Genomic DNA, 19,356 nt, shown 5'->3' with positions numbered 1-19,356 from the left:
GGTTAGAGTGCTAATTTAATTATTTTTTCTTTCTATTTATAAATAATCCTACCAATGAAGCTAGTCCTATTCCCATATAACCTAAAACTCCAGTATCTCCTGTTATTGGATTTAAGTAATTCTTATTTGATTGTTCTAAAGTCTCATTACTATTTAAGTTATTATTTTCATTGTTACTACTACTGTTATTACCTATATTATTATTTTCATTGTTACTGCTACTGTTATTATCTACATTATTATTTTCACTGTTACTACTACTGTTATTATCTGCATTATTGTTTTCATTGTTACTGCTACTGTTATTATCTGCATTATTGTTTTCATTGTTACTGCTACTGTTATTATCTACATTATTATTTTCATTGTTACTACTACTGTTATTATCTGCATTATTGTTTTCACCGTTACCACTACTGTTATTACCTACATTATTGTTTTCATCGTTATCACTACTGTTATTATCTACATTATTATTTTCACTGTTGCTACTACTGTTATTTATACTTTCATTATGTTGATGTTTTTCAATTACATTTAATATCAATTTTTTAGTAGTTGTTTTACCTTGTGAATCTGTCAATGAATATATTACTTCATACTTTCCTGCTTCACTTATATTTGTTTCACTACTTCCATTCATATTTTTTATAGTGTATTTTACATCACTTATATTTAAACTTTTGTCTTCTTTGTCTTCCGCTTTAGATACAAAGTCTAATAAATTTACTTTTTCTCCACTATTTATAGTTGCGTCATTTGTTTTTAATTCTAATATTGGAGCATCATTTAATATAGATTCTTTTTGATTTACTATTACTGTTCTTTTTACTGTGGTCGTATTTCCATCTTTATCTGTTACTGTATATGTTAATTCATATTTTCCTGGCTTATTTGTATCTACAGTACCTGTAACTTTGATATCTTTAGTTATATTTCCATCTTCAGTATCAGTAGCAGTTACTCCTTTCATTGGGTCGAACTTAGTTCCTTCTGTTATACTTATATTGTTTGCTCCACTTATTACTGGTTTGTCGTTACTTTTTACATTTACAGTTATAGTTTTTGTTACTTTTGCTCCTTGACTATCTATTACTTCATATACTACTTTATATGTCCCCACTTTATTTGTATTTACTGTATCTTCTATCACTTTTATCTTGTCTGTTATGTTCCCATCCTCTTTATCTGTTGCCGTTACACCTTCCATTGGATTAAATTTTTCTCCAACTTTTATTGTCTTATCGCTTGCATTTATTTTTGGAACACTATTTATATCTACCCATTTTATATTTACTATTACTATTCTTTTTACTGTGGTCGTATTTCCATCTTTATCTGTTACTGTATATGTTAATTCATATTTTCCTGGCTTATTTGTATCTACAGTACCTGTAACTTTGATATCTTTAGTTATATTTCCATCTTCAGTGTCAGTAGCTGTTACACCTTTCATTGGGTCAAACTTAGTTCCTTCTATTATACTTACATTATTTGCTCCACTTATTACTGGTTTGTCGTTACTTTTTACATTTACAGTAATAGTTTTTACTACTTTTGCTCCTTGACTATCTGTTACTTCATATACTACTTTATATGTCCCCACTTTATTTGTATTTACTGTATCTTCTATAATTTTTATCTTATCTGTTATATTCCCATCCTCTTTATCTGTTGCCGTTACACCTTCCATTGGATTAAACTTTTCTCCAACTTTTATTGTCTTATCGCTTGCATTTATTTTTGGAACACTATTTATATCTACCCATTTCATATTTACTATTACTATTCTTTTTACTGTGGTCGTATTTCCATCTTTATCTGTTACTGTATATGTTAATTCATATTTTCCTGCCTTATTTGTATCTACAGTACCTGTAACTTTGATATCTTTGGTTATATTTCCATCTTCAGTATCAGTAGCTGTTACACCTTTCATTGGGTCAAACTTAGTTCCTCCTATTATACTTACATTATTTGCTCCACTTATTACTGGTTTGTCGTTACTTTTTACATTTACCGTAATAGTTTTTACTACTTTTGCTCCTTGACTATCTGTTACTTCATATACTACTTTATATGTTCCTACTTTATTTGTATTTACTGTATCTTCTATAATTTTTATCTTATCTGTTATATTCCCATCCTCTTTATCTGTTGCCGTTACACCTTCCATTGGATTAAACTTTTCTCCAACCTTTATTGTCTTATTACTTGCATTTATTATCGGTATTTCATTTTTTATAAGTACTATTGGTTGAGTTACATTCCCTGAAAATTCAGAATTTGCCTTACCAATATTTACATTCTTTGAAAAAGAATAATTCTCACTATTACTATTTATATCTTTCCAGAAAATTTTATTAGTATTTTTATCATATAATCCATTTCCAGAAATATTTGACGGAGCTATTTTATCTCCCATTTTATCAGTTACTATGTTATCAATTTCTATAGATCCTAATTGTTTTGCTTCTTTTGATTTCAATTTTATATTTTGATTATCTAATTGTAAAAAAATTAAATGATTTAAGTTAACTATAGGACTTATATTACTTATTTGATTAACTCCTAAGTTTAAAAAACTTAATTTAGTTAGTTTTTCTAAAGAATTTATATTACTTATTTGATTATTATTTAAATTCAAAGAACTTAAGTTAGTTAAATTTTTTATAGAATTTATATCATTTATCTTATTATCACTTAAGAATAAACCTGATAAATTAGTTAAACTTCCTATAGAGCTTATATCACTTATTTGATTATAACCTAAAAAAAGCATTTTTAATTTAGTTAAGCTCTCTAAGGGTTTTATATTACTTATATTATTAAAATCTAAATGCAAATAATTTAAGTTAGTTAAATTACCTATAGAGCTTATATCACTTATTTGATTATCAGTTAAGTATAATTTTGTCAAATTAGTTAAATTACTTATTGGACTTATATCACTTATTTTGTTTTGATCTAAATACAATTCAACCAAGTTTGTTAAGTTTGCTATAGGACTTATATCACTTATTTGATTTCTATTTAAGTACAAAGTAACTAATTTTTTTAAGTTTGATATTGGACTTATATCACTTATCATATCTGCATCTAAATATAAGTAAGTTAATTTAGTTAATTTAGATATAGGACTTATATCACTTATTTTTTCTCCATTTAAATGTAAGCTAGTTAAATTTATACAATATTGTAGTCCATCTAAATTCGATATATTTGACTCATGTACATTTAACCTTTTTAAGGATTCTAATTCAGACTTACTTATATCTGCATCCAAATCTTTCTTTCTTAACTGTTCATTTATCGCTCTTTTTAAATTTATATCTTTAATATCAATTATCTCACGCTCTTTAATTTTTTCATTTATATCTTTATCATTGTTATTTACTACGGGTTTGTCTTCAAGATTTATACTATCATCTTTAATTTCATTTTTAGTTTTAGTGTCTATATTTTCAGGATTAGAAATTTCTGTAGATGGTTCAATTTTTTTATCCATAGAAACTGAATCTAAAGATTCTTCTTTTTTTAAATTAGTGCTAGTTTCATTTTTATTATTAGATTCTATTTCATCTGCTAATGCATTGACCATCATTGATTGCAAAATCACTGTTGTTGTAATTACTCCCACAATCGTCTTTTTAACATTATTTTTTTTACTCATTATATTGCCATTCTCCCCTTGATTTCTTAATTTAAATAAAATTTTATCAAACTAAATAATTCCAAATTATGTAAATATTTATCGTTTGATATTTTTACCCCAAAATTTTATTTTAAATCTCAAAAATCGCAAAAAAATATGAGTAGCATATGCTACTCATATTTATATAACTACTTATATTGTGATATCTCCATAAGCTTTGCATGTACAACCATACGAGCACCTTCATACTCATAACTACAAGTAGATAAAGTCAAAATTTTATCTTTTGGCGTTACTTTTAGTTTAGATTTCACAATAGATTTATTTTCTATTTTATTTAAAAAGTTTCTATATTCATTTTCAGTTTTAAAATTAGTCTCATTATAATTATCTTTTAAATCCGTTGTATATGCGGAAAATACCTCATAAGTCAATTTCTTACCTTTTGGAGTTAATATAGTTATTTTATTATTTTCATTAAAAAATTCTTTTTCGTTAAATTTATCCAACTGTGCAAACATAGTATCATTCTTCATAGAATGACCATATAAAATAGTATTTTCATCATTGAATTTATTATTTCTAAAATCTAAAAAAATTGATCCTGATGCTAAATAATTTTTATTTATATCCTTATCAAGGTAATAATTATTATCTTTTCCTTGAAGAATTGGATAGTTTATATTTGTATTATCAATATTTAACCATCCTCTATAATCTTTATTTATATAAGATAAATCTAAAGTTTCAGTATTTTTTTCTATGTTCTTATCTTTTATCTTCTGAATTTCTTTGTATACATTATCTGCTTTCTTATAGCTTATTATTTTTTCAACAATCTTATATGAACTAAATAAAAATACTATTACTAAAAATATATTTATTAAAGTTCTAATTTTATTTTTTTTCATTAATTTAATCACTCCCAATATGGTGGTCGATTTAGTATTTTAGGTAACTTTGTACTAGAATCACCTATTGCTGTATTAATTTGCGATTGAGTAATAAAAATACAATATGATAAATTTGCACCTCTTATATCTGCATCTCTCATATCTGCACCAATTAAATCTGCTTTACTTAAATCAACATTTCTAAGATTTGTGGCAATAAGAAATGCGCCTCTTAAATTAGCTCCTTTTAGATTAAATTTTCTTAGATCTGAACCAATACAATCTAATCCTTTAGGTATATTTTTACTTTTATTTTCTCCATAACAAGATTTTTTTCTAACAATTTCACTAGTATCAGAAAGCAATATATTAACTTTATCTTGATGTGACATTACATCCAGTTCTATAAGAGATTTGCAATCTAAATAAGTAAGTCTTTCTGTTTCTTCTATCATAACCCTAATTTTATCATGTATAGACTTATTTTCTTTAAGTGAAATTGCTTGATTTAAATACCAAAGCATTTCATGAAGTTGTCTCATAATTAAAAAAACATCAAACATTTGATTTTTAGATTTTACTTCTTTTCTCCAATCACGTCCATTGTATGTAACTTGAGATACTTTTTGACCTGCTCCAAAACACTCATATGCACTACACCCTTTAAGACCTTTTTTCCTAAGACTTTCATGAATAGAACATCTAAAATCAGATTGTAAATTTATACAAGGAGTTCCGGCAACTTTATCATTTGGAAACCCTTCCGATTTTGAAAAATATAGTGAAACACAACAAAGTCCAAAGCATTTTTCACAGTCAGATCTTAAATTTTCATATACTTCTTTGCGACTATCTAAATATATCATATTTATCTACCCCATTTTTTAGTAAATACTTTTAATTTATTAATTTTATCATTATATTTAATAAATATTTTTCTAATGTATTCATTAGTATATATTAGTTATAAAATTATGTCCACATTCTTAATTAATACTCCTATCTATGTCCTAGGCTTAATATATAATTTTTAAATGTATTCTCATTAATATAACAAATCTCATAAAATGTTGCTAAAATATAATATAGGAGGGGATAAAATGGAGTTTGATAATAAAGATAATATAAGAAATTTAATAATACAAAAAGCTTCTGAACTTTTTCTTAAACAAGGATATACAAAAACTACTATAAGGCAAATTGCTGATGCTTGTAATTTAGGTCGTGGTCATCTTTATTATTATTTTAAGAAAAAAGAAGAAATAGTTTTATATTTGTACAAAAATTTAATAGAAAAAATCTATGCTTATATAATTAATCATCCTAATAAATATATTGACCCACTGCTTAGCTATGCAATAACTCAATATATATACATAAAAGTAATTGCAACAAACGATGATTTTTTTAGAATGTATATAGAAGCCTCGGAAATTTACTCTATTAGAAAAGAATATCTAAAAACTTTATCTGATATCTTAAATTCTAACTTAAAAAAATTAGATTATGACTTTAAAAAACAAGATATAAACTTAAGTCTTATAATAGGCTCTGCCGGTGAAGATACTCTCTTACGTAGATTTTATAAAAAAGACATAGACTTAAATCTTGATGAAATAATTGAAAGTACTATAAAAACAAGATTATTATTACTAAATATAAACCATGAAAAAGTAAATGAAATAATTCTTAAAACAAAAGAAGAAACAAAAAATATAAAGATTTTTGACATAATAAAAAGTATAAATATAGTTGACATATAGGTTGTACTAATCCTACAATCTATCTGTATAATAATTTGGGCATGCCTAATATTTTAAGGGGGAATAGGCTATGAGGGGATTGTCAAAGCAAATAGCTAAAAAAAGCAAATTAATATTAGTAATAGCTATATTATTACTAATCCCATCAGCAATTGGTTTTTTAAAGACAGACATAAACTATGATATTTTAAGTTATTTACCTAATGACCTATCGACAACACAAGCAGAAGAAATTTTAAAAGACAATTTTGATTGTGGTTCACTTGCTATGTTAATAATTGAAAACATGAAAGATAAAGATGTATCAAAGCTAAAAGAAAAATTAACCACAGTTGAAGGTGTAAATGACGTTTTATGGATTGATGATTTTTTAGATTTATCAGTTCCAAAAGAAATGTTACCTAAAGATATAAAAGACCTCTTATACACAGAAAATTCGACTTTGATGGTTATAAAATTAGAAGAAGGTTCAGCGGCACTTAAAACTTTAAATGCTGTTGAAAAAATTAGAAGCATAACAGGTGAACAAGCATTTCTCAGTGGTATGGCAAGCATAATAAAAGATACCAAAGACATTTCAGATAAAGAAACTCCACTATACGTAATTGTTGCAGTTATATTAACTTTAATAGTTTTAACTTTTACAATGGACTCCTTTGTTACACCGTTTATATTTTTAATAAGTATAGGTTTTGCTATAATCTACAACTTTGGAACTAACATAATCTTTGGTGAAATTTCATACATAACCAAGGCTTTAAGTGCAGTTTTACAACTTGGAGTTACTATGGATTATTCAATATTTTTACTTCACAGGTATGATGAAGAACGCGAAAAGTACGATAATCATATAGATGCAATGGCAATAGCAATACAAAATACCACGACTTCAGTTTTTGGAAGTTCTCTAACTACAATAGCAGGATTTTTAGCACTTTGTTCCATGGACTTAGCCCTTGGAATGGATATGGGATTAGTTATGGCAAAAGGAGTTTTGCTAGGAGTTATTTGTACTGTTACAGTACTTCCTGCTTTAATATTAATCTTTGATAATCAAATTCATAAATACAAACACAAACCAATTTTACCTACATTTAAAAAATCATCTCAAATAGTTGTAAAGAATTACAAATTACTAGTGGTTTTATTTTTAATATTATTTATACCTTCAATAATAGGTTCAAACAATGCAAAAGTATATTATAACCTAGATGAATCTTTACCTGATGACTTTCCTTCCATAGTTTCAACTAACAAGTTAAAAAATGATTATAATATGAATAGCACAAATATTATTTTAATTGAAGATTCTCTTAAAACTTATAAGGTTGAACAAATGGTTAAAGAAATAGAAAGTTTAGATGGTATAAATTCTGTGATTGCACTTGAAAAATTTATAGGCCCTTCAATAGTTCAAGATATAATACCTAAAGATTTAATAAAATCTGTAAAATCAGGGGGATATGAACAACTCTTAGTAAATTCAGAATATAGAGCAGCAACTGATGAAGCAGGTGTTCAAATAGATAAGTTAAATAAAATAGTTTATAAATATGATAAAGATGGACTTGTAGGAGGAGAAGCTCCTTTAACAGATGACTTAATAAAAATTGCAGATAGAGATTTTAAGATTGTAAGTCTAGTTTCAATAGTAGCAATATTTATAATTATAGCTGTAGTATTTAAATCAATATCACTACCTATAATATTAGTTTTAGCAATCGAGTCAGCAATATTTATCAATTTGGGCATACCTTATTATACAGGTACAGTAGAACCATTTATAGCTTCTATCGTAATAGGAACTATACAACTTGGTGCAACAGTTGATTATGCAATACTTTTAACATCTAGATATAAAGAAGAATTAGCTATAAATAGTAACAAGTTTGATGCTATGAAAGCTTCAATTCAAAGTAGTGCAAGGTCTATAGTTACAAGTGCTTTATCCTTTTTCTCTGCTACAATAGGCGTTGGACTTATATCTAAATTAGAAATGATAAGCGCATTATGTGACCTTATGGCAAGAGGTGCTATAATCAGTATGTTTATAATCATTTTTATGCTTCCTGCAATTTTATTAGTTTGTAACAAGTTTATTATAAAAACTAGCAAAAACTTCGTAGTTTCAAAATCTATAGATTTAAATAAGGGGGAAATATAAATGAGAAAACTTAACTTACCTAAAAAATCGGTAGCTACTTTAACAACACTAATGATATTTTTTAATACTGGTATTTGTTTTGCTGATACAAAAAAAGAAGAAACTGTATACTCAATATTAAAAGATAATGGAAATGTTGAAAAAACAATAGTATCTACTTGGATAAATTCAGACAAAAAGCTTGGCCAATTTACTGACTTAAGCAATTTAAAAAATATAACTAATGTTAAAGGTGACGAAAAACCTACTATAAATAAAGAAAATTTAAACTGGAATATAAATAAAGAAGACTTATATTACAAGGGTGATAGTAATAAAGAGCTTCCTATTGATGTTGATATAAAATATGAATTAAATGGCAAAGAAGTTAACCCTAAAGATATTAAAGGGAAATCTGGTAAGTTCAAAATAACTATTAAACTAAAAAACAATGAAAAAAGAATTAAAAATATAAATGGTAAAAATAAAGAATTATATGTTCCATTTTTAACAGCTACAGAAGTATTACTTCAAAGAGATAATTTTAAAAATGTAAAAATAAATAGTGGCGAAATTGTTGATGATGGTAAAAATTGTAGTGTAACTTTTGCGTCTTTCCCTGGCTTAAAAGAATCTCTAGATTTAAGTAAAGATATTAAAAATTATTTAGAATTAGAAGATACTTTAGTTATACAAGGAGATACCAAAAAATTTGAAATGCCAAATATAATAATTCTTGCTTCCCCAAAACTTCCAGACCTTAAAAATATAAATGAAAATTCAACTTTAAATGATTTATCAAAAGCTTTAAATAACCTATCAAAAGGTGGAGATGAGCTTTTAGCTGGCTCTAAGAAATTATTAGATGGAAATAATGAGTTAAATTCTAACTTTGCTAAATTTGACCAAGGTGTTAAGGCTTTAGACAAAGGCTCTAACGATTTAAATAATGGTATAAATAAATTAAATGATTCTGCTCCAACTTTAAATAAAGGAGCAAAAAGTATTAATAACGGACTTAGTCAATTAAATGCTTCTCAAGGAAAAGTTTCAAATGGTGTTGATGCTTTTGTAGAAAATACAAATAAACTTTTTGAAGCTTATTCTAATATTAATTCAGGTATTTCAAATGCTAGTGATGGTGCTAATGCCCTTAAAGAAGGCCTAAATAATGGTAGTTCTGGTGTTGATTCTTTAATAGCTTCAACTAATAATATAGACCAAATATCAGGTGGTTTAAATAATATAGCAAATGCTTTAAGTGAAATAAACCCAGAATTTGCTGAACAATTAAGATCAATGTCCAATTCTTTAAGTCAAGTTTCTCAAGGTCAAAGAGATGGTTTAAATAATTTAAAAACAGGAATTAACAATGCAGTTGGAGGTGCTAATAATTTAAGTTCAGGACTTTCAAACTTAAAACATGGCTCATCTGATTTTAATTCTAATTTTAAATCATTAGTAAATGCAGGTTCTACACTTAGTGGAAGTCTTAAAAAACTATCAGATGCAACTAACCAATTAGAAAATGGAAGCAAACAACTTGTAGCTGGAACTGATGAATTAAGCAAAGGTTCAAATCAATTAGCAAGAGGCTCAAAAACTTTAGCTGATAGTACTAAAGTTTTAAATGATAATTCAAGCAAATTACTTAAGGGAACTAAAGGTTTAGCAAAAGGCTCAAATGATTTATACACTGGAGTTAACAAATTTAAAAAAGAAGGTCTAGATAAACTTTATAAAGAAGGAAATACAAAACTATCTGATATACAAGGACTTCTAGATGTAAAAGATGAAATAGTGAAATTATCAAAAGAATATAATAACTTCTCTGGGTTAAGCAAAGATATGAATGGTAGTGTTAAGTTTATAATGAAAATAAATGATTAATTTTTATTGTTAGATTTTAAATTATATATATAAAGGGCTAAATAAACTAAAGTTTAATAGCCCTTTTTACTATTTCCATATTTAAATATCTGACATTTCTAAATTTACAATTTGAATATTATCTATAATACTTGAACTTTCATAATCAAGAATATCTTTTTCTAAATTTATAGGTAAGTATACTCTAAATTTAGAACCTTTATTTACTTCACTTTCTATCTCAATTTTACCACCATGAATTTCTACAATCTCCTTTACTATACAAAGACCTATTCCACTACCTTCATTTTTTCTTGTATATAAATTTTCTACTTGATAAAATCTATAAAAGATATAATTTAATTTATCACTTGGTATTCCCTCCCCGTCATCTGCTACTTCTATAATTATATTTTCAGCCTCTGTCCAAATAGATAAATTTATATTCCCATTTTCATGTGTAAATTTAATTACATTTGATATTAAATTTAATATAACTCTTTGAATTTGAAACACATCTATAGCTGTGTTTATTTCCTCTTCTTTTGTATCAAATATCATTTTAATATTTTTTCTTTTAGCAAAGCAAAGGCTTGATTCAAATATATTTTCTATAACACTTACTATATTACACCTTTCTAATTTTAACTTAAACATACCTGATTCAGCTTTAGTTATATCAATTATATTGTTTGGTATTTTTAATAATCTATATGAATTTTTATTAATATTTTCTATTTTTTCTAAAAGATAATCACTATTTATTTTTTTATTAGCACTACATTCTAAAACTCTAATGGTCCCTAGTATTATATTTATAGGCGTTCTTAATTCATGACTTAAATTAACTATAAAATCAGATTTTAACTTTTCTCTTTCTAAAGCTTTTTGTTTTTCTTCTAATTCTTTTTCTTTTATTTTTCTATGTTTAGTTGCAATTTTAATTATTACTAAAATTACTATTATTATTAATATTAACAATTTCATCCATATAGGAATTAAAATTTCAAAAAATTCTTTATTAATTACATTAACATCTTTATCTACAAAAAAAGAATTTATATTATATTCATATATACTTTTATAATCAACATAAGCTTTTGCAATTGGCTCTGTAGTATTTTTAATATCTTCTATACTAACTCCTTTTCTTAATTTAACTAACATATCACAAGCTATTTCACCAAGTTCTTCTCCTATATCAATATGCCCTCCAACTATACCTGCATTCATATAAGTCTGGTCATTAGAGTATATAGGTGCATTACTATATTTTTTTATTTCATCTACTATATATTTAGGGTTTTTATATGTTTTTGAACTTATACTTTGAAATTCACCTGCTATAATATTTACTGTATTATCTGAGCTTTCTATTTTTTTAATTGGCTAATTATATCCTCTATATAATTACCTTTTATATACTGTATATTTATATTTTCTTTTAAATAGTTCTTTACTAATCTTTCTATTTCATATTTTACTGAATCTCCATACTTAGAATCTTCAACTATTAAATTTATATTTTTCAATTTAGGGTTTAAGTCATAAATTAAATTGATTAAATTTAAACTATCATCTTCGTGATAAATCCCTGCTATATACGACTTTTCTTCTTTAATTCTACTTATTTTACTGTCTACTCCACTAAATACCAGTGGAAGTTTATAAAAATTACTTTCTTTATTTAATACTTCTGGACTAAAAACATCATAAGCTTCATCATCTACTGTATATATAGCATCAATACTTCCCTTTGCATATTTTTCATTTAACATATTTTTAAATGATTTTATATACTTTTTATTATTATTTTTAAAATCTAAATACTCAATATTAAAGTTAATGTCTCTTTCATTATTATTTTCTATATATGATAATAAACTATTGAATATACTAGATTCCCATATATGAACTTGATGATATGAATTTAAAACTAATACATTAAATCCTTTATCTTTAGTATTATTTGCATGTATTTTATTAATTAACTTACATTTACTAATTGTAAAAATACAACTCAAAATTAATATTAATATATATTTGTTTTTTCTTTTTAAACCCTCTATTGTCAAAAACCTCCACCCCTAATGTATATTAAAACTAGCCTAATTCCCTAATTATATATAAAATTCTACACAATTTATTTTTTCCCTTTAGTTTTTGTAAAATTTTATATTTTTGAATATTTTTTTAAACTATATCTATAAATAAAAAAGCATAGAATATATTTTAAAATATATTCTATGCTTTTTTATCATATTTTTAATTTATAAATTTTTTAATGAATCTAATTGCTCTTCTAACTCAAAATCTTTATGATTTTGTTCTAGTATTTTCTTACCTAATAATTCTTTATCCATTAGTTCTTCATCTTTTTTTATCTTTTCATATTCTTTTTCTTTTGAATCCTTGTTCAACTTGAACATCTCCAATCTGTAGTAATTTATAATTATAAATATACCCTTAATCTTTAAGTCAAATCTTAAATTGATATTTATTCTTTTAGTTTTAAAATAAAAAAATTAATTTAAAGTATATCTTCTTTATTTATATTCAATAAAATTTTAGATACTATAAAAAGTACAGGTAGTTCTATTAATGGTCCTATTATAAGTGCAAGTGATATCAGTGGTTTATTAGGAAATGTCGCTACAGCTATTGCAAGAGCTATAGGTGAATTTCTAGCTAATGTAGTTAAATTTAAAGATACATTATCTTCATGACTTAAATTTAGTTTTCTTCCTACAAATTGGCCAACAATTAAATTTATTATAAAAAATAATAATACAGGTATTAATAATTGTAAAAGTATCTGAGGATTTTTAAGAAGTATTTTTCCTTGTGATGCAAACATAAAGACTATAGCTATATTTAAAAAGTAACCTTGGTAATCGCAGGCTTTTGAAACTATATTTTTCTCAAAGTAATCTATTCCCTTTTTACTTATAGACAACTTTCTATATATTAAAGCTCCAAAAAGAGGTATTATCAAGCTTACAATTACTCCTTTTAAAAGATTTAAAACATCCATTTGAACACTTGATTGTCCAATTAAGAATACATAAACTGGAAGTAAAATTAATTGAAGTATTAAATTTAAAGGTAAAATAGATGCTCCTAATGCTACATTTCCTTTAGCTATTCCAGTAAAAATTAAATACCAATCAGTACACGGTGTTACCATAAGCATTACAAAACCTATTAATAAATCTGAATTATTACCTAAAAATACTCTTCCAAGTATAAATACTAATATAGGTGTCCATATAAAATTTATACAAATAGATGTTAATGTAAACTTCATATTTTTAAATGATTTAGTTATATCTTTTATTGGAATTTGTATAAATACTAAAAATAACATTGCCATCAAAGAAGGCATTATTAAATATTCTGAGTATGCTTGAATTAAATCTATCTGACCTAATATTATTCCTATAAAAACCATAAATAATATTATAAAACTTTGAAATTTATTCACATTTTCCATAATATAAGCTCCTTTCATATTTTATATTATAGCATAAATGAAATTGATTATCATTTTTTATTTTTTAAACCATAAATTAAATATAAACTAAAAAGATGTAGATTTTAAAAACTACATCTTTTTAGTTTATATTTAATTTAAAGTTCTTTAAATCATCAAGTTCTAAAGGTTTACTATAAAAATACCCTTGTATATAAAATTTACTAGATGAAGTATCTTTTATAAAATCAACTTGAGACTTTTCTTCTACTCCTTCAATTATTATATTTTTTTCTTTCATACAAGATAAATAATCAAAAATTTCTATAACAGTTTTACTAATAGCTGTTTTGTGAATGCTGTCAATAAAATATTTATCCAGTTTAACAGTATCAAATTTAAATTGGCCTAGTATAGATATATTTGAATACTCTACTCCAAAATCGTCTAGTGCAACTAAAAATCCATATTCCCGAAGCTTTTCTATATTTTCCTCTACTTTTTTTTGATTCTTATACGAATTGTTTTCAGTAATCTCTATACATATAGATTTCTCTTTTATATTTGAATTTTTTATTATTTCTTTAAATTGTTCTAATATGTTATCATCTTCAACTTCTTTTAAAGACATATTCATAGAAATGTAAAACTCTTCTGATAGATTATCAATTTTTTTAATTTCTTTATAATCTCTTATTATTTTTTTAAGTATCCATATAGATACTTCACCCATCATATCATATCTTTCAATATTATCTATAATTATACTTGGCATTATAAGTTCATTATTTAATTTACATCTAATTAATGCTTCAAATCCTACAATTTCATTTTCCTTGGGATCTACTATTGGTTGATAATGTATTACATAGTTATTTTCTTTCATATATTTTCTAATTTTTCTTTTATTTGTACATTTTCTAATTTTAGGATAAATATTAAATGTAAAAATAAATGCAAATAATATTAATATCAATATCTTAAAAATCACATTTATAATCTTTATATTAATACTTTCTTTCTTAAGCTTTTTGCTACAAAATTTATATATCATACTTTCATAGTAATGTTTAGAAAATATATCATTTTTATAATCTTTTAATTTTAATAAAGCTATACCATTTTCATATTCTTTTTTATTATTTCCAGTTATTTTATATAATGTTATTAATTTATCCAAAGAAATTTCTATATATTCTAATTCTAATTTTTTTTGTGCTGAATTTATAATATTAATATAAATATTTATTGCTTCATTATATCTCTTTTCTTTTGTATATAATTTAGCTAAAGACGTATAGTACATAAATTTTTTATTTTTGTAAAAATTTTCATCGTCATTATCTATAAGATATTTTGCTTCTTTTAAATATTTGTTAGCTAATTTAAAATTTTCTTTTTCTATATAATATTCAGCCTCTACTATTTTTTCAACTGTTTTTAAATCATCAAGTTTATTTTCATCTATATATTTTTCATAATCTTCTATTTTATTTAAATAATTTATAGCCTTTTCATTATTTTCTAATATACTTTCTATTTCTGCTAAATTTATAAATTTATAAAAAATCAAATCGACTTCTGATTTTTTATTTTTTATTTTAATATTTTTATTAAAATCCATTATTTCTAAAGCAAGTTTATATTGTCCAGTTTGTTTTGCTACTAATGCCATTTCTATAATTGCCTTATATAATTCTTCATCATTACCTAAATTTTCAGCTAAATCTACAACACTTAAATTATTTTCCATAGAATAAACATATTTAGATGAAATTTTATTTAATTTTGCTAATTTTTTATAAAAATAAAGTTTTGATTCTTGATTTAATAGATATTCATAATCTTTAATCTTATTATAACTTTTTAAAGCTAATTCTTTTCCTTTTTCTGTATCTATTAGATTTTCAAATGTCTCCCAAATTATATTTTGATATTTACCATATTGATTTTTATCTAAACTTTCAAAGCTATCTTGTGCATAATCTATAGCTTTATCTATATTTTTATTATTTTTAGCATCTTTAGATAAATAATAGTAACTATAAACTTTTGCAAAACTATTAGTCTTTTCATTCAAGCTATTTATTGTCTTTTCAAAGTATTTTTTAGCTAAATTTTTATTATTATCATAATTTAAATTAATATAACCTAAAATAAAATAATCATTAGATTCCTTTTTACTTTGTTTATCAATTTTATTTTTAACTTGTTTAAAAAAAGCTTCACTTAATTGTTCATTATTTAAATAATGTTTTTCTATATTTTTTACTATATATTGATTTTCTTTACTTATATAAATTTTTGTAATAAAAATTAATACGATAATTATTGGTATTATTAGATAATACTTTGATAGTTTTTTTATTTAAATCCTCTCCCCCATTAAGATTTTTTAAATATTATTTATTAATATTATATTAATTTAAAACCTGTCACAATCCCCCTTAAAACTTTTTGTAATTTTACTATAATATTAAGTATCATACTATTAAATTATAACAAAATAAGACTACATTAATGTAGTCTTATTTTAAATTTCTATAATATGAAAAATCCTGCAGCGATTATAAAATAAACAGATAATAATTGTACACCTTCAAGCCAGTTTGATTCTCCATCATTAGATACTCTATTTACTATAAGTACTGAAACAATTAAAGATACTAACTCAAATTGATTAAATACTATACTCATAGGAGTAAATAGTAAACTTAAAAATATTAAAACTGGTGCAACAAATAATATTATTTGTAAACTTGAACCAATTGCAATTTCAACTGCCACATCCATTTTATTTTTCATAGCCATAACAATAGCAGTAGAATGTTCTGCTGCATTTCCTATAATAGGTATTAATATTATACCTACAAAGAATTCACTTAAGCCTAAAGTTGATGTTATAGCATCTACTCCACTAACTAAAAATTCACTTTCAATAGCTATTAATACAGTTGCAAAAGCCAATACTAATATAGCTTTTTTAAGTGACCACTTAGCTTCCCCTTCTTCCTCATGATCTATTAAATATATATCTTTGTGAGTAAAAAATGAAAATACTAAACTTAGTATGTATATAATAAACATTATAACAGCTACCATAACACTTAAACCTTCATATCTTGTATTTAGTAGATTAGCCTCTATTGTATGTGTAAATATTGCAGGTATACAAAGCCCTATAACAGCAAATAACAACATACTTGAAGACACCTCTATTACTTTTTTATTAAAGGTTTGATTTTTGTATTTTAATCCTCCAAACAACATACTAGCCCCAAGTACAAGTAGTATATTTCCTATTACAGAACCTGCAATAGATGCTTTTACAACATCAAATAATCCAGCCTTAAGTGCAAAAAATGATATTATAAGTTCTGTTGCATTTCCAAAAGTCGCATTTAAAAATCCACCTATTTTAGGTCCAGTGTAAAAAGATATTTCTTCTGTTGCTTCTCCCATAAGTCCAGCTAATGGTATTATTGATAAGGCTGCTAAAACAAACATCACTGTAGGTGGCAAATGCATAAATTCTCCTATAATACTTATAGGTATAAAAATCAATAAATACTTTAAAACTTTCATAATCCACCTCTATATAATTAGATTTCTAATTTATTATATTCTTATAATATTTTTTTGTCTAGTTTTCAGTATTTAGTATCTACCCTTTTAATATAAAAATAACAATTAATTTAATATCTTATGTAATTTTTTATAGTGCCTAAAACTAACATTATAGCACTCCAAAATAAAGCACTAGATGTAAATGCAGCGTATTCATTTAAATTATGTATTTCTAAAATTCCTAGTGTAAAAATTGCTACAATTAAAGAAATTACCCTTGATATATTTTTATACTTAGATACTTTCTTTAATTCAATTGGATTTTTTATATCGTTAACTGGAGATAGTATAAACACTCCAACAACACTTAGTATTGTAAAAGTTCCAACTAAAGATTTATAAGTAGTTATATCTTCATAGTCACTTATATATATAGTTAATATAAATATACCTAAAAATAATGCTAAACGTATTATGTAATTTTTGTTTTTGTATCCATAAGCACATTTTCTTATTAGTACATAACATAATAAAAGTATTATTCCTTGAATTACTTTGTTAAAAAATAAACCAACTAATATCACAGATACCACACTTACTACTAGATATATCAAAGCTTTAATATTAGCTTTATACAATTTATACTTTTTTTCATCCATTACCATATTCACTATAAAAAAAGATGCTATTTTATCAGTAAGTGATTCAATCATATTCCCTCCTTTGAATAACTGTTTATAGTTATTCTATATAATTAAATTCATAGATTTTATAACTTATTTTGATTTAAATATATATTAAATTTTTACATAAACCCCTATATGCAATTTAATAATACTGAATCTCCAAATTACATCTTAATAAAATGGAAATATTTCCTATAAATATTATATAATTTCTAAGATTTTTTTTCAAAAATAAATTTACATATTTAAAATAATATTTAAAAATAAGATTAAATATAATTTTTAAATAAAAAAGACTGTTAACTAACAGTCTTTTTTAAGGGAATATTTATTATACTTTTATAAGGGATTTTTAAGGGGTCAAGAGGAACTCATGTAGTTCCCTATTTTGATGTCTATAGCTTAAAATAATTTAATCTTTTTTATATTTTGTCAACTTCCTACTGATTTGTTGTTATTTGTCTAATATTGTTGTCTATGTATACAATATATCACGATTTTTTATTAGAATCTATATTATAAAAATTTTTTTATATAAAATTTATTTTTTATAATATAAATTCCAATAAAAAAGTACTCTAAATATTAATTTTATTTAGAGTACTTTTTATTTGTTAGTCTATAAATGTAGTTACATCTTCTAATGGCTTTCTAGGTGGTTGAGCTGGTTGATTATCTTCGGCAACTCCTAAAGCTATCATAGACATTAATTCATATCCTGGCTTTTCAAATCCTATAAGCTTTTCTATTTCAGTTTTAGCATGAGTAGGACCTGTCATATAGCAAGTTCCATATCCCATTTCAGTTGCTGCTAATAAAAAGTTTTCAACTGCTGCTCCTATACTTTGAGCTCCTGATTGTGGTGATACTAAAACATCTAATACTTCTTTTGGAGCATTATTTTCTTTTAATATCTTATATTCTATCATTTTATATTCGCATCCATAAACTAATACTACTACTGGAGCATTTTTAAAACATGTATAATAATTTATTACACTCATATGTATTTTTGTATCTTTTTCAGTTTTAGCTAATTCCCCTATTTTTTCATGACTCTTAGTTACTATATCTGCCATTTCATTTATTATATCTTTATTTTGAAGTACAACAAAATGCCAATTTTGTTGATGTTTTGCAGATGGAGCAAAAGTTGCTGCCTTTAATAATTCCATTATATCTTCTCTTGGAATCTTAGTATCCTTGAACTTTCTTATACTTTGACGGTTATATATAAAACTTAAGTCTGTCATTATTTTGTCTCCTTTATATAACTAATTTATTTTCAAATTAATTATATAAATAAAA

14 protein-coding genes are annotated in these 19,356 nt (G+C 24.2%); 3 read left to right on the top strand and 11 right to left on the bottom strand.

Translation table 11 applies throughout. The annotated features are described in order from the left end of the window. Window positions 1-19: 19 nt before the first annotated feature. From H8891_RS02160 to H8891_RS02150, 3 genes are all read right to left on the bottom strand, one after another. Window positions 20-3,673, bottom strand: a complete 3,654-nt coding sequence (locus H8891_RS02160; RefSeq protein WP_187004993.1) for an immunoglobulin-like domain-containing protein — start codon at window positions 3,671-3,673, stop codon at window positions 20-22. 170 nt (window positions 3,674-3,843) lie between these two features. Next, window positions 3,844-4,566, bottom strand: a complete 723-nt coding sequence (srtB, locus tag H8891_RS02155) for a class B sortase (RefSeq protein ID WP_187004992.1) — start codon at window positions 4,564-4,566, stop codon at window positions 3,844-3,846. 8 nt (window positions 4,567-4,574) lie between these two features. Continuing rightward, window positions 4,575-5,414: a pentapeptide repeat-containing protein gene (locus H8891_RS02150; protein ID WP_187004991.1), complete on the bottom strand. Its 840-nt coding sequence runs from the start codon at window positions 5,412-5,414 to the stop codon at window positions 4,575-4,577. 234 nt (window positions 5,415-5,648) lie between these two features. Between H8891_RS02150 and H8891_RS02145 the strand changes: the two genes are divergently transcribed. The 3 genes from H8891_RS02145 (at window position 5,649) to H8891_RS02135 (ending at window position 10,344) form a co-directional block, all read left to right on the top strand. After that, the gene (locus H8891_RS02145; RefSeq protein WP_187004990.1) at window positions 5,649-6,311 is read left to right on the top strand and encodes a TetR/AcrR family transcriptional regulator; all 663 of its coding nucleotides are present in this window, start codon (window positions 5,649-5,651) and stop codon (window positions 6,309-6,311) included. Between the two features lie 70 nt (window positions 6,312-6,381). Beyond that, the gene (locus H8891_RS02140; protein ID WP_187004989.1) at window positions 6,382-8,475 is read left to right on the top strand and encodes an efflux RND transporter permease subunit; all 2,094 of its coding nucleotides are present in this window, start codon (window positions 6,382-6,384) and stop codon (window positions 8,473-8,475) included. After that, window positions 8,476-10,344 (top strand): methyl-accepting chemotaxis protein, encoded by a 1,869-nt coding sequence (locus H8891_RS02135; RefSeq protein WP_187004988.1) that lies wholly within the window; start codon window positions 8,476-8,478, stop codon window positions 10,342-10,344. A gap of 81 nt (window positions 10,345-10,425) precedes the next feature. On the opposite strand, the gene H8891_RS02130 is transcribed toward H8891_RS02135, so the two are convergent. The 8 genes from H8891_RS02130 to H8891_RS02095 all read right to left on the bottom strand — a co-directional run bounded on the left by H8891_RS02130 (window position 10,426) and on the right by H8891_RS02095 (window position 19,301). Then, window positions 10,426-11,556 (bottom strand): sensor histidine kinase, encoded by a 1,131-nt coding sequence (locus tag H8891_RS02130; protein ID WP_187004987.1) that lies wholly within the window; start codon window positions 11,554-11,556, stop codon window positions 10,426-10,428. Between the two features lie 140 nt (window positions 11,557-11,696). Next, the gene (locus tag H8891_RS02125) at window positions 11,697-12,398 is read right to left on the bottom strand and encodes a hypothetical protein (RefSeq protein ID WP_187004986.1); all 702 of its coding nucleotides are present in this window, start codon (window positions 12,396-12,398) and stop codon (window positions 11,697-11,699) included. A gap of 195 nt (window positions 12,399-12,593) precedes the next feature. Continuing rightward, window positions 12,594-12,743 (bottom strand): hypothetical protein, encoded by a 150-nt coding sequence (locus tag H8891_RS02120; RefSeq protein ID WP_187004985.1) that lies wholly within the window; start codon window positions 12,741-12,743, stop codon window positions 12,594-12,596. A 110-nt stretch (window positions 12,744-12,853) separates the two neighbouring features. Further along, complete coding sequence (locus H8891_RS02115) at window positions 12,854-13,816, bottom strand: arsenic resistance protein (protein ID WP_187004984.1); 963 nt, start codon at window positions 13,814-13,816, stop codon at window positions 12,854-12,856. A gap of 121 nt (window positions 13,817-13,937) precedes the next feature. Then, entirely contained in the window at window positions 13,938-15,875 is a 1,938-nt protein-coding gene (locus tag H8891_RS02110) for an EAL domain-containing protein (RefSeq protein WP_187004983.1), read from the bottom strand. A 461-nt stretch (window positions 15,876-16,336) separates the two neighbouring features. Next, on the bottom strand, window positions 16,337-17,380 hold the full coding sequence (gene cax / locus H8891_RS02105) for a calcium/proton exchanger (RefSeq protein ID WP_187004982.1): 1,044 nt from the start codon (window positions 17,378-17,380) through the stop codon (window positions 16,337-16,339). 110 nt (window positions 17,381-17,490) lie between these two features. Then, window positions 17,491-18,075 (bottom strand): accessory gene regulator B family protein, encoded by a 585-nt coding sequence (locus H8891_RS02100; RefSeq protein ID WP_187004981.1) that lies wholly within the window; start codon window positions 18,073-18,075, stop codon window positions 17,491-17,493. A 587-nt stretch (window positions 18,076-18,662) separates the two neighbouring features. Next, window positions 18,663-19,301, bottom strand: coding sequence for a nitroreductase family protein (locus tag H8891_RS02095; RefSeq protein ID WP_187004980.1), 639 nt, complete (start codon window positions 19,299-19,301; stop codon window positions 18,663-18,665). Window positions 19,302-19,356: the final 55 nt, after the last annotated feature.

Source organism: Paeniclostridium hominis (assembly GCF_014306135.1).
Classification (GTDB): Bacteria; Bacillota; Clostridia; order Peptostreptococcales; family Peptostreptococcaceae; genus Paraclostridium; species Paraclostridium hominis.
The sequence above is the reverse complement of the archived record's forward strand: the minus strand, read 5'-3'. Positions and strand labels throughout refer to the sequence as shown.